A 13,498-nucleotide genomic window follows, 5' to 3' on the forward strand; every position below is an offset into this window, starting at 1 on the left:
CTGAAACATTTACTAATTTTGTTCGACTAACTTATTTTACAAGCTGCAAAAATAGGGTATTTTAAAATATGGCGAAAGTAAAATATTATTACGACTCAGAAAATCTGGCTTATACAAAAATAAAAACCAGAAAAAGAATCAAAATCGGTTACGCATTGCTGTTTTTGCTGGCTTCAGCGTTGTTTGGTTTTTTAATTTTTGTTCTTCTAATCAACACTCCTTATTTTGAAACTCCAAAAGATCGTTTGCAAGCGCGTGAAATTGAGAATTTAAAACTGCAATATGCTATTTTAAACAAAAAAATGGACGAAATTGACGATGTTGCTGATGCATTAGAAGAAAGAGACAATAATATTTACCGTATATATTTTAACAAAACCGAAATCCCGGATTCGATTCGAAAAGCAGGTTTCAGAGATCCAAAACGATATAAAAAATTAGAAGGCTATAACAATTCGCAATTGGTTATGAATACGACAAAACGAATGGATAAACTTTCAAAAGAATTGGCAATTCAATCCAAATCACTAGATGAAATATTGAAATTAGCGAGTGCAAAAGGAAATCTTTTACTAGCAATTCCGGCAATTCAACCTGTTCAAAATGAAAATTTGAAACGAGTAGCTTCGGGATTTGGATACAGAATTGATCCTTTCACGAAAGTGAGAAAAATGCACAACGGAATGGATTTCACCGCAAACACAGGTGCTCCTGTTTATGCTACAGGCGATGGCATTGTGGCGAGAGCTGACAATAACGCATCTGGTTACGGAAATCATGTAGTGATCAGGCACGGATTTGGCTATGAAAGTTTATACGCCCATTTAAGCAAATACAATTGCAGGCCCGGACAAAAAGTTAAAAGAGGCGACGTAATTGGTTATGTGGGAAGTACGGGAAGATCAGAAGGACCGCATTGCCATTATGAAGTGCATAAGGACGGAAAAGTCGTAAATCCGCTTAATTTTTATTACGGAAATATTTCGGCTGTAGAATATGTCGCGATTTCGCAAATGGCCAACCAAGAAAATCAATCATTAGATTAACAAACAGTAGTCAAAAGTTGTAAAGTCATAAAGTCGTAAAGTTATTGCAGATGTTGACTTTGTCCTTCTTTTTTTATTTTATGCACAAGGTGAAAATAAAAATAAACAAATACAGGACTTTAAAAACTTTATGACTTTTGACTTTCGACTTTAGCGTAACTACTATAAAAAGTGTTATTTTTGAAATAAATTAGAAATAAAAAAACATGCATATCGAACTTTCAAAAGATAAAAGATATTACAGCATTGGCGAAGTTGCCAAAGCTTTTAATGTCAATGCATCCTTGATACGATTTTGGGACAGTGAATTTGATATTCTGAAACCAAAAAAGAACGCCAAAGGCAACCGAATGTTTACGCCAGAAGATGTAACCAACTTGCAATTGATTTATCATTTAGTCAAAGAAAGAGGTTTTACACTTGAAGGCGCTAAAATACATTTAAAAGAGGGCCAAAAGAAAACGTTAGATAAATTCGAAATAATACGTAAATTAGAGTCCATAAAAACACAATTAAACGACATCAAAAACGAATTGTAATTAAATAAAAATAGAAACAAACTTAAATTAAACACTCATGAAAAGATTTTTGCCTTGGATTATTGCAGCAGTTGTTATAATTGGAATTTACAGCTGGGTTAAAGGAATTAACAATACTGCGGTAACATTAAATCAAACTGTAGAACAATCTTGGGGAAATGTTCAAACAGCCTACCAAAGACGTAATGACCTTATTGGAAATTTAGTAAACACAGTAAAAGGTGCGGCTGATTTTGAAAAATCAACTTTAACTGCGGTTATCGAAGCTCGTGCAAAAGCAACAAGCGTAACTGTTGATCCGTCTAACATAACACCTGAACAACTTGCTGAATTCAACAAAGCGCAAAGCGGTGTATCTTCATCTTTATCAAGATTATTGGTTTCTGTTGAGCAGTATCCAACTTTAAAAGCAAATGAGAATTTCTTGAAATTACAAGATGAATTGGCTAGTACTGAAAACCAAATTTTAACAGCAAGAACTCGTTTCAATGAAGCTGTAGCGCCTTACAACAACCATATCAAAACATTCCCTAATAGTTTGTTTGCTGGCATGTTTGGTTTCAAAGAAAAAGCATATTTCAATGCTGTTGAAGGTGCCGACAAACCAGTTGAAGTAAAATTCTAAAAGAATTTATTTCAATCTAAAATCTACAATCTTAACTCTAAAATTACCCAAATGTCAAAAGTAGAAGATTTTTTAACCAAAGAAGAAGAGCAAGAAATTGTTGAAGCTATTCGTATGGCTGAAAATAATACTTCTGGCGAAATTAGAGTACATATAGAAAAAACAACTTCTAAAGCTCATTTTGATCGAGCTTTAGAAGTTTTTCATGAATTACGAATGGATGAAACTCAATTGCAGAATGGCGTTTTGCTTTATTTTGCCGTTGAAGATAAAAACTTTGTGATTTGTGGAGACAAAGGAATTAACGATTTGGTTGCCGATGATTTTTGGGATTGTACCAAAGACATCATGGTTAATCACTTTAAAGCCGGGAACTTCAAACAAGGAATTGTTGATGGCATTTTAAATGCCGGCGAACAACTCAAAAAATATTTTCCATCTCTGGAAGACGATACAAACGAATTATCTAACGAAATTTCAAAAGGATAAATAATGAAAAATTCCATAAATAAAATCCCAAATTCCAATAGAATTTTTCAGATTACTCTTTTGTTTATCGCATTTTTTATCAGCAATACGATATTTGCTCAATTTACTATTCCAGAAAAACCTAGTTTGCAGACATCTGTTTACGATTACGCAAATCTCTTAAGTGCTTCCGAAAAGTCACAATTAGAAGAAAAACTTATCCGTTATTCTGATTCTACTACCACTCAAATTGTTGTCATCACTATTGAAAGCCTAAAAGGTGAAGATGTTAGTCAGTTAGCAACTAAATGGGGGCAAACCTGGGGTATCGGAGGAACTGAAAAAGATGACAATGGCGTAATTATTTTATTGGCTAAAGCCGAAAAGAAAATCGCTATTAATCCGGGATATGGACTAGAAGATCGTTTGACAGCAGGAATTGGTGGTACTATAATCAGAAATGTTATTGTTCCCGAATTTAAAGCTGGGAGTTTCTATAACGGTCTTGATAAGGGAACAGATGCTATAATTGACGTTTTTAAAGGAAAATACAAAGGCGAACGCAAACAAAGCAAAGGAAAAAACTTTCCGATATTGCCTTTTATTGTCATTGTTGTTATTGTGTTGATTTTAATGTCTCGCAATAAACGAGGTGGCGGAGGAAATTCAGGCAACAGCGGTGGTGGCCCTAGCCTGCTTGATGTTATTATTTTGAGTAATCTTGGCAGAAGCGGAGGAGGCGGTTTTGGTGGCTTCGGAGGAGGATCATCTGGCGGAGGCTTCGGAGGTGGCGGAGGCTTCGGAGGAGGTTTCGGCGGTGGCGGATTCTCTGGAGGAGGTTCTAGCGGTGGCTGGTAAACATTATTTGTTTCAAGTTTTATTTGTTTCAAGTTTCATGGTTAGGTTTCAATATTAAAAAATCATACATTTACATTTTACAATTTATTAATAGATGTTATCACATAAAGCAAAATACGCCCTTAAGGCCTTACTTTATTTAGCAGAACAAGATGAAAATCACATTTCTAGAACTATAGAAATTGCTGATGGTGCTAATATTCCTAAAAAGTTTTTAGAACAAATTCTTTTAGATCTAAAACGAGGCCGTTTTGTGAGCAGTAAGCAAGGAAAATTTGGCGGATATTATCTGATAAAATCAAAAAACGACATCACTTTGGCAGAAATTCACCGATTATTTGACGGTGCAATTGCACTTTTGCCATGCGCTTCTCTAAATTTTTACGAGCCTTGTTCTGATTGCAAAACCGAGTCTGAATGCAGTCTACGTCACGGTTTGATGCTTATCAGAGACAAAACTTTGAAGGCAATGGAAGGCATCACAATCGCCTCACTCGTAAAAAAATAAAAAAATATTTTCTAAAGTCTAGTAAATCGATAGAATTAATTATATATATTTGCCAAAAATAATTAACAAACCATTTACAAATTTTTAACTCATGAAAGTACATTTCGGATTATTAGATGTAGAAAATCTATCTCAGGCAAATTATGATATTCAGTTCAAAACTGTAAAAAACAGTTCTTGTATGATGTGTATGTGTTGGTAAAAAAATTTATTTTTAAACTCTACTAATCATATATACTTAATATAAAAATGAAAAATTCTATACAAAATATATTTACAATACTTGCAGTTTTAACTTTTTCAATCTCATTCGCACAAAACTTAGAAGGTGTAGTTAAAACCACTGAGAATACTCCATTAGAAGCAGCAAATGTTGTTATCAAAGGAACAACATCAAATACAATTACAGATGCAACAGGGAAATTCGTAATCGATACGAAAGGCAAACTTCCTGTTACCCTTTTAATTCAATATGTTGGCTACAAAACAACAGAAATTGAAGTCGACGATTTGCCAGCAACACCATTGCAAATTGTTTTAAATGAAGAAAACGCTCTTGTTGAAGTTGTAGTTTCTTCACGACGCAGAATCGAGAAAGTTCAAGATGTGCCAATTGCGATTTCTGTAATTACAGGAAAACAAGCTGAGCAAACAGGAGCTTTCAATGTTAACCGCATCAAAGAATTGGTTCCATCAGTACAGCTTTACTCTTCAAATCCAAGAAATACAGGAATCAACATACGTAGTTTAGGTTCTCCATTCGGATTAACAAATGACGGAATCGATCCTGGAGTTGGTTTTTACGTTGACGGAGTTTATTACGCTCGTCCAGCTGCAACAACTTTAGACTTTATTGATGTAGAACAAATCGAGGTTTTGCGTGGACCACAAGGTTCGTTATTTGGAAAAAACACTACTTCTGGTGCTTTTAATATTACGACTAGAAAACCAAGTTTTTCTACTGGAGCAGATTTTGAAGTTAGCTACGGAAATTATAACTTTTTACAAGCCAAAGCATCGGTTACTGGAGCTCTAGGCAAAAAAGTTGCCGGGAGAATCTCTTTCTCAGGAACACAAAGAGATGGGTTAATTGACAACGTGGCAACTGGAAAACCGACAAATACTCTGAACAACCAAGGAATTAGAGGGCAGTTGCTTTGGACACCATCTGTAAATACAAATATTATTTTGGCCGCAGATATTACAACACAGCGTCCTGACGGATACGCTCAAGTTGTTGCTGGTGTTGCTCCAACTCAAAGAGCTGCTTATCGCCAATTTGATGCCATAATTAAAGATTTAAATTATCAATTGCCAAGCTTAAATGCTTTTGATCGTAAAATAGATCATGACACGCCATGGCGTTCAGGTCAAGACATGGGAGGTATTTCACTTAACATTGACACAAAAATTGGCCCTGGAACATTGACATCGACAACAGCTTGGAGATTCTGGAATTGGGATCCATCAAATGACAGAGATTTTACAGGACTTCAAGTACTGGCAAAATCACAGAACCCAACGAGACAAACTCAAGTTACTCAAGAGGTGCGTTACGCAGGTCAGCTTTCAAATAAAGTAAGTGGTGTTGTGGGCGTGTTCTTTATTGATCAAACTTCTCAAACAGACGGTACAGAGGAATCTGGAAATGCACAATGGAGATTCTCTCAAAGCACTACAAGCCCTTTATGGAAAACTCCAGGTCTTTTTGAAGGATACGGAATCAAAACTGATGCAAATATCAGAGCATCAAGCGCAGCCGTTTTTGGACAAATCGACTGGGCAATTACAGAACGTTTTCACGTATTGCCAGGTTTGAGATATAACTTTGACAAAAAAGATGCACATTATGCTCGTACAACTTACGGAGGTCTTCAAACTACAGATCCAGCATTGCTTGCTTTGAAAAAATCAGTTTACTCTGACCAAGCATTTGATTCAAGCACAGATAATACCGATTTTTCAGGAAACTTGACATTGACTTACAAAGCTTCAGATAAAATCAATGCTTACGCTACTTTTGCAAAAAGCTACAAGCCAGTGGGCGTAAACGTTGCGGGGCTTCCGTCAGATGCAAAAGGAAATCCGTTACTTGATCTTGCGGTTATTAAACCTGAAAAAGTTTATCATTATGAATTTGGAGTAAAAACTTCTCCATTCAAAAATTCAATTTTGAACTTAACATTCTTTAATACAGACATTAAAGATTTTCAAACAAACGTTCAAGCAGCGGAGTTAGGCGTAAACCGCGGCTATTTAGCTAATGCTGATAAAGTAAGAGTAAGAGGTGCTGAATTAGATGCAAGTTTTGTATTCAGCTCGCACTTGACAGTAAATGCAGCGGCGACTTATACAGATGGGAAATATGTGAAATTTACAAATGCACCACTTCCATTAGAAGAAACTGGCGCGCCAGTAGCTTTCAAAGATGTTTCTGGAACTGATTTGCCTGGCGCTTCGAGATGGGCAGGATCTTTAGGCGGAGAACTTTCTGATAGCGCTACATTCTTCGGAAATAAAGGAAAAGTTTTTGTTGCTATTGATTCTTACGCACGTTCTGAATTCTCATCAAGCCCGTCGGCTTCAAAATATTTAGTAGTGCAAGGCTACGCGATTTTTAATGCACGTTTAGGTTTCCGTGCTTCGCAAGGACTTTCTGTTCACTTCTGGGGACGCAACTTGTTGAATAAAGATTATTACGAGCAATTATTGCCTGCAGGCGGTAACGCAGGACAATACGCAGGAGTTATTGGTGATCAAAGAACTTATGGAGTTACATTAAAGTATTCTCTGTAAGCGGTTAAGTTAGTTAGTTTAAATTATTAAAACGAGGCAAGTTTTCAAACCTGTCTCGTTTTTTTTATATCCTGAAATCACAAAATAATATTCAAACCAAATTTTAATCTGCTTAAAATCAATTCTGATTTCTATATATTCGCAGCCTGAATTTATGGAAATTAGATGAAGTTTCTCAAATTACTGCTTTTACTTGGCTTAATTAGCACAAATTTATCGGCGCAAAATGAAAGGAAAATCGACCAGCAAACTTTGGCTTGGATTCGTTATTACAATATTTTGCCCTTGAGCGAAAAATGGGCGCTTCATTCTGAATTTGACAATAGAGCCTTTTTAAATCCTGTTCATGAAAATCTTTTTGTCATTAGAGTTCAAGGTCGTTATCGCGCGAGCAAACTTGCCGAATTAGGAGGCGGATTTGCTTTTTTTAGCGTAAATACCCAAAATCCAGACATTGATCCAAATTTTTCAGTTCCCGAATATCGAATACAACAAGACATTACTTTGATTAATGATATTGCAAAAATCACTTTTCATAATCGTTTTCAGCTTGAAGAACGTTTTATAGAAAAGGCGACAAGAACTGAATTGCTAGATGAATTTTCATTTGCCTTGCGATTTAGATATCGATTACAGTCGACTTTTGATCTTTGGAAAAAAGATAATAGAAGCTTAAAGGGAACAATTTCAGACGAAGTAATGTTCAATTTCGGAAAAGACAACAAATTGAATACTTTTGATCAAAATAGGTTTTACGTTGCACTTCGCTATCATTTCAATCCCAACATCGGATTAGAATTAGGTTACATCAAAAACTTTCAAAGACGCGCCAGCGGTGTAGACTTTTATGACCGAGATATTATTCGTTTCACAATTTATCATCGAATAAACAGAAAGTTCTAAGATGCTAAGATTCTAAGTTACTAAGTTACTAAGCTTCTAAGATACTAAGACACCAAGATACTAAGCTTCTAAGATTTCCACATTTTAACTATAGAGAACAAGCGCACAAATCAAATTTTATTTTGATTTCTGCGCTTGTTTCAAAACTTAGAATCTTAGTCTCTTAGAACCTTAGCAACTTTAAAAAAAAAGCCTTAAAGAGACGCACAAAAAGCACGTCTCTCCAGAAAGAAAAAACCTACTCCTCTCTTTCTCGGCCTCGTCTCTTGCCTTTTTCATTTCCTGCAAAATTTCCAATTTTGTAAGCCAATGAAAACATAACATAACGTTTTAAAACGGTATTTTCTTCATCTCGGATTGATGTCGCTGATATTGTTCTTGTTGCACTTTGATTTTGATTCAAAACATCATATACTTTTACTTTTGCATAAAGTTTTTTGTCTAAAAAACCGTATGACAAACTTGTATTCCACAAATAAAAATCCTTTTTGAAATCACCCGAAATATTAGAATTGTACGTGTATCCAAAATCATTACCAAAAATCAATTTGTCTGGCCAATAACTTGTTGTCTGCAAATTGATTCGGTGTACTACATTTGAAGTCGCGTCACGCGTGTAGTTTTCATATTTTGTTTCATTGTATGATAAACTATACGATGGCGCAATAAGAAGCAATTCTCCATATTCATATGACAAATATACTTTTGGTGTTACTGCAGTACCTTTTGCATTATACAAAATGGCATTTGTGAAACCTTTATCAAAACTGTAAGTTCCGTTCAACTGTAAACCATATCTAAAAGTATTTGCGTCTTTTTTGATCGATTGATTCCAGTTTCCTCCAATTGTAAAAGTATATGTATCAGATATATTTACATATGTTGTTGTTCGTTTTCCGCTGTCGTCATAAAATGAAGTCGAGGAAATATCGCTAGTATAATAATCTCCTCTTGCGTACACACTGTAACCTGAACGGGTACGGAAATCAAAATTTCTGAAACTAAAATTTGCGCTATTTTTTTCTATTGGCGTCAGATTTGGATTTCCAATAATTGTATTTAATGGATTACTCAAATTGGCAACAGGCAATAAAAAACTCGATGCCGGAAGAGCGTTCGAATAATCATATTTAAAAGTCATATTTTTTGAACGGCTGAATTTATATCGAAATTGGGCTGTTGCATAAGGCAACGCATATTTCTGATTCAAATCGGTTGCTTTTCCTAAATAAAAAGCATGATTGTCATAATCAATAATTGATGTTTTGGTATCTAAATTTATGGTGTATTTATTCTTTTGAAGCGTAATTCCAACTTTTGGGCTAACCGAGTTTTGCTTCGATGTTGTATAGGTCGTTAATGACTGATTTATTTGAGAATAGGATTGTGTATCAGCATCAAAATCAAATGTTTTTTGGTCTTTAATTTCGTTTTTCCAATCAAAATCAGAACCAAATCTGATTCGCAAAGAATCTGTAATAGGTTCCGTATATTCAATATCTAACGAATACGCGTCATTGACATTATCATTTCTTGTCGTTTGGTTTCGTTCGTCATTTGGCTTGTTGTCTTGATAAAAAATAGTTTCCGAAACATTCACACCATCAGTAATCGCGTCTGTATTATTATTATCGAAAACAAAACTCAAATTGCGATTCTTTTTTTCAAAAACTTTATTGAAATTAAGTGTATTAGCAAAATTAGTGGTTGTATTTTCTCGATGCGAAACCGCTGTACTTTCATTTAAAGCCTGACCGCTTTCATTTTCAGAAGAGCTTGAAGAAGCTGAATCGCTGTCTACTCTAGTTTGATTGAATTTTGGTGTAAAAACAATTCGAGTGCTCGGATCAAGTTTGTATTCGAACTCAAAATTGGCTTTATTTCCTGTATTTTCATTTCTTGTTTTAGAATCTGAAACCGTGATGATATTCCCGGTAGGCAAAAAGCTCAATTGATTCGCTTTGCTGTCATTGTTCGTTATATTATTTGAAAAATTATAACTCCCGGAAGCTGAGAAATCCTTAAACCATTCATCAGAATAATTAATTCCAGCCAGATTTGACTGAATAATCCCTTTTCCACTTGTAGTACTTCCTTGATTGGCATTATTATTTCGCCCACCTCCCATATTATCAAAAACATCATCCATAGAAAAACCCGTCGAATTGATATTATTAGAAGAAGCTAAAATGCTAATTTTCTGATTATTATTAAAGAAATTCATAATCAAACTGCCTTCATAACGATCATCAGAACCGTAACCACCAAGTACTTTTCCGAAGAAACCTTTATTTTTCTTCTCATCAATTGTGAAGTTAATTGATGAATTATCAGAGCTTGATTCTTGTTTTGCCAGCTCTTCTTTCTTCGTTTTAAAATCCGAAACCTGAACTTTTTTAATGATTTCAGCAGGCATGTTTTTCAATAACATTTGTCCATCTTTATCAAAAAAAGCTTTTCCGTTAACTAAAAACTGCGTGACTTCTCGCCCATTTACCGTGACTTTTCCGTCATTATCAACATCAACGCCGGGCAATTGTTTTAGGAGATTTTCTACATTAGCATCAGGCCTCACTTTAAAAGCTGATGCGTTAAATTCCAATGTATCTTTTTTAACGGCAACTGGCGGAGCTTCGGTTTTAATGACAACGTTCTCCAGCGCATTTATGTTTTCTGCCAAATACAATTTCCCAAAATCCTTGCTTTCAACAAGTTCCTTCTGTTCTTCAACAAAAGTTTGATACCCCATATAATTGACTTTCAAATAAACAGGCTTATTGATTTTTTTTGTATTTATTCTAAAAACCCCGTTTTTATCTGTAGTAGCATATTCAATTACGGCAGAATCTTTTACAGTTGTAAAATAAACAGTCGCCATTTCAAGTGGCATCTGAGTGTTGAGATCAACGACAGTTCCTTTGAGTATAATATCACTTTGTGCATTGGCTACACAACAAAAAAGAAAAAAGAGTAGATATGAAAAATATTTGGTCATAAATGGTTAGTTAGAACTATTTAGACCACAACGTTTCTTAAAGGTTTAATTTTATATTTAACAATTAAGCTTTGTTTTGTGAAATGAGCAAAAAAAATCCCCATTTTACTGGGGATTTCTGTTTATTTTTCTCTGATATAAATATCAATCGGAACTCCTGAAAAGTCCCAATTTTCTCTAATTTTATTTTCAAGATATCTTTTATATGGTTCTTTAACATATTGTGGCATATTGGCAAAAAACACAAACTGAGGCGTTTGAGTTGGCAACTGCATACAATATTTAATTTTCACATATTTACCTTTTGTTGCTGGTGGCGGATAAGCCTCGATAACCTTCAACATATATTCGTTGAACTTTGAAGTCGCAATTCTTTGTTTTCTGTTTTCAAAAACCTGAACTGTAGCCTCTAATGCTTTCAACAAACGTTGTTTTGTCAATGCCGAAACGAAAAGAATTGGCACATCTGTAAATGGCATTAATTCTTTTTTGATTTTCTCTTCGTAATCACGAGTTGACATGGTATCTTTTTCAACCAAATCCCATTTGTTTACCAAGATCACAACACCTTTACGATTTTTCTCAGCCAACCAGAAAATACTTTGATCCTGACCTTCAAATCCACGAGTTGCATCAATAACTAAGATACAAATATCTGCATGTTCGATAGCACGTACAGAACGCATTACAGAATAAAATTCTAAATCTTCCTTAACTTTAGCTTTACGACGGATTCCAGCGGTATCAACCAAGTTGAATTCAAAACCAAAACGGTCAAACTTTGTATCAATAGCATCACGAGTTGTTCCAGCGATATCAGTAACAATATAACGATCTTTACCAATCAAGGCATTGATAAAACTTGATTTTCCTGCATTTGGTCGTCCTACAACTGCAAAACGAGGCAATTCAACTTCTGGCGTAACTGGCTCAGGTTTTTCTGGGAAAGCTTCAATCAAAGCATCCAATAAATCACCTGTACCACTTCCAGAAATACTCGCGAAAGTGTAATAATCTCCTAAACCAAGATTGTAAAACTCCACTGCATCTTTCTCACGCATTGCGTTATCAACCTTATTTACTGCCAATAAAACTGGTTTTGTTACTTTGCGAAGCAATTTTGCAACAGTTTCATCCATTGGCGTAATTCCTTCTTCAACATCAACCACAAAAATAATAACATCGGCTTCGTCGATAGCAAGTTCTACTTGTTTACGGATTTCACCTTCGAAAACGTCATCAGACCCTCGAACATATCCACCTGTATCAATGACAGAAAACTCTTTTCCGTTCCACTCGCTTTTACCATAGTTTCTATCACGGGTAACCCCAGATACTGAATCTACAATAGCTTCTCTTCTTTGTATCAGCCTATTAAAAAGGGTCGATTTCCCCACATTAGGTCTTCCTACTATCGCAACAATGTTATTACTCATTTTATTGAATTTTAGTCCCGAGGCTTCGGGATTAGATTTTAGATTTCAGATTCTTAGCTTCCCAAAAACCTAATCACTTGTAATCCAAAATGCCTTATTTAAATTTTTTGCAAAGGTAGTTAAAAAAAGTTGCTGAGCTACTAAGTTTCTAAGTACCTAAGTTTTTATGTTATTTTGTATAGTTTTCAGGAGCTTAATCCAGCTGTCCACTATATCTTTTGTGGTCTCTTTAGAAAAAAACGAGACCACAAAAGGATGCCGTTCCCATCTGGGCTAGGGCAATCATTTTCAAATGGACCTTTCGTTTAACGATTAAACAAATCAACGATTAACCGATTAAACAAAAAAACTACTGATTATACCCGAAACGCTTTAGCATATTAGCATTGCTTCTCCAGTTTTTGTTCACTTTTACGTAAAGTTCAATGTGAATTTGTTTTCCGAAGAATTTCTCCAAATCGGCTCTGGCATCGGTTCCTACTTTTTTCAAAGCAGCGCCTTTATGTCCGATAATGATTCCTTTTTGCGTATCACGCTCCACCATAATTACTGAACGGATTCGGATAATTTTTTCATCTTCATGAAATTCTTCTGTCACGATTTCAACTGCGTATGGAATTTCTTTAGCGTAATTCAATAAGATTTTCTCACGAATGGTTTCATTTACAAAGAAACGCTCCGGCTTGTCTGTTAATTGGTCTTTCGGATAATAAGCTGGTGATTCTGGCAATAATTCGATAATTCTTCCAAAAACTTCTGGAACGTTGAAATTCTGCAAAGCCGAAATTGGGAAAATTTCTGCATTTGGCACTTTTTCTTTCCAGAAAGAAACTTGCTGTTCTAATTGTTCTTGATTTGAATTGTCGATTTTATTCAAAAGTAATAAAACCGGAATCTTAGCGTGAATGATTTTCTTAAAGAAATCTTCGTCTTTAAGATCCTGCTCACCTATTTCGACCATGTAGATTAAAATGTCAGCATCCTCAAAAGCCGATTTTACAAAGTTCATCATCGATTCCTGCATTTCGTACGCGGGCTTAATGATTCCTGGAGTGTCAGACAAAACCAATTGAAAGTCTTCTCCGTTTACGATTCCTAAAATTCTATGACGTGTAGTTTGTGCTTTTGATGTAATGATTGACAATCGTTCTCCAACGAAAGCGTTCATCAATGTTGATTTTCCAACATTTGGATTCCCGATGATGTTTACAAAACCTGCTTTATGTGACATTTGCATAATATTTAATTTGCAAAGGTAGTCATATCAACTGAATACGGAAAATAAAAGATTTTTTTAAATTTTCGTTGGAATTCTCAAAAATCG

The 13,498-nt window shown here is 35.0% G+C and carries 11 protein-coding genes; 8 read left to right on the forward strand and 3 right to left on the reverse strand.

From position 1 onward, the window contains the following. Positions 1 to 68: 68 nt before the first annotated feature. The 8 genes from H600_RS0120125 to H600_RS0120160 all read left to right on the forward strand — a co-directional run bounded on the left by H600_RS0120125 (position 69) and on the right by H600_RS0120160 (position 7,743). Complete coding sequence (locus H600_RS0120125) at positions 69 to 1,046, forward strand: peptidoglycan DD-metalloendopeptidase family protein (RefSeq protein ID WP_026730478.1); 978 nt, start codon at positions 69 to 71, stop codon at positions 1,044 to 1,046. A 206-nt stretch (positions 1,047 to 1,252) separates the two neighbouring features. Beyond that, positions 1,253 to 1,585 carry a MerR family transcriptional regulator gene (locus H600_RS0120130; RefSeq protein ID WP_026730479.1) on the forward strand — a complete coding sequence of 111 codons (333 nt, stop codon included), beginning with the start codon at positions 1,253 to 1,255 and terminating at the stop codon, positions 1,583 to 1,585. Between the two features lie 37 nt (positions 1,586 to 1,622). Further along, entirely contained in the window at positions 1,623 to 2,210 is a 588-nt protein-coding gene (locus tag H600_RS0120135; protein ID WP_026730480.1) for a LemA family protein, read from the forward strand. 51 nt (positions 2,211 to 2,261) lie between these two features. Further along, positions 2,262 to 2,699, forward strand: a complete 438-nt coding sequence (locus H600_RS0120140) for a TPM domain-containing protein (protein WP_026730481.1) — start codon at positions 2,262 to 2,264, stop codon at positions 2,697 to 2,699. A gap of 3 nt (positions 2,700 to 2,702) precedes the next feature. Continuing rightward, on the forward strand, positions 2,703 to 3,536 hold the full coding sequence (locus tag H600_RS0120145) for a TPM domain-containing protein (protein ID WP_026730482.1): 834 nt from the start codon (positions 2,703 to 2,705) through the stop codon (positions 3,534 to 3,536). A 94-nt stretch (positions 3,537 to 3,630) separates the two neighbouring features. Next, complete coding sequence (locus tag H600_RS0120150; RefSeq protein ID WP_026730483.1) at positions 3,631 to 4,044, forward strand: RrF2 family transcriptional regulator; 414 nt, start codon at positions 3,631 to 3,633, stop codon at positions 4,042 to 4,044. A gap of 249 nt (positions 4,045 to 4,293) precedes the next feature. Further along, positions 4,294 to 6,840 (forward strand): TonB-dependent receptor, encoded by a 2,547-nt coding sequence (locus tag H600_RS0120155; RefSeq protein ID WP_026730484.1) that lies wholly within the window; start codon positions 4,294 to 4,296, stop codon positions 6,838 to 6,840. Positions 6,841 to 7,005: 165 nt separating this feature from the next. Continuing rightward, on the forward strand, positions 7,006 to 7,743 hold the full coding sequence (locus H600_RS0120160; RefSeq protein ID WP_026730485.1) for a DUF2490 domain-containing protein: 738 nt from the start codon (positions 7,006 to 7,008) through the stop codon (positions 7,741 to 7,743). A gap of 238 nt (positions 7,744 to 7,981) precedes the next feature. Here the strand turns inward: H600_RS0120160 and H600_RS0120165 are convergent, their stop codons facing one another. From H600_RS0120165 to era, 3 genes are all read right to left on the reverse strand, one after another. Then, positions 7,982 to 10,738, reverse strand: coding sequence for an outer membrane beta-barrel protein (locus H600_RS0120165; RefSeq protein ID WP_026730486.1), 2,757 nt, complete (start codon positions 10,736 to 10,738; stop codon positions 7,982 to 7,984). A 122-nt stretch (positions 10,739 to 10,860) separates the two neighbouring features. Further along, entirely contained in the window at positions 10,861 to 12,174 is a 1,314-nt protein-coding gene (der, locus tag H600_RS0120170; RefSeq protein WP_026730487.1) for a ribosome biogenesis GTPase Der, read from the reverse strand. A gap of 349 nt (positions 12,175 to 12,523) precedes the next feature. Continuing rightward, on the reverse strand, positions 12,524 to 13,405 hold the full coding sequence (gene era, locus H600_RS0120175) for a GTPase Era (protein WP_026730488.1): 882 nt from the start codon (positions 13,403 to 13,405) through the stop codon (positions 12,524 to 12,526). Positions 13,406 to 13,498 lie beyond the last annotated feature (93 nt).

The organism is Flavobacterium denitrificans DSM 15936, from assembly GCF_000425445.1.
Classification (GTDB): domain Bacteria; phylum Bacteroidota; class Bacteroidia; order Flavobacteriales; family Flavobacteriaceae; genus Flavobacterium; species Flavobacterium denitrificans.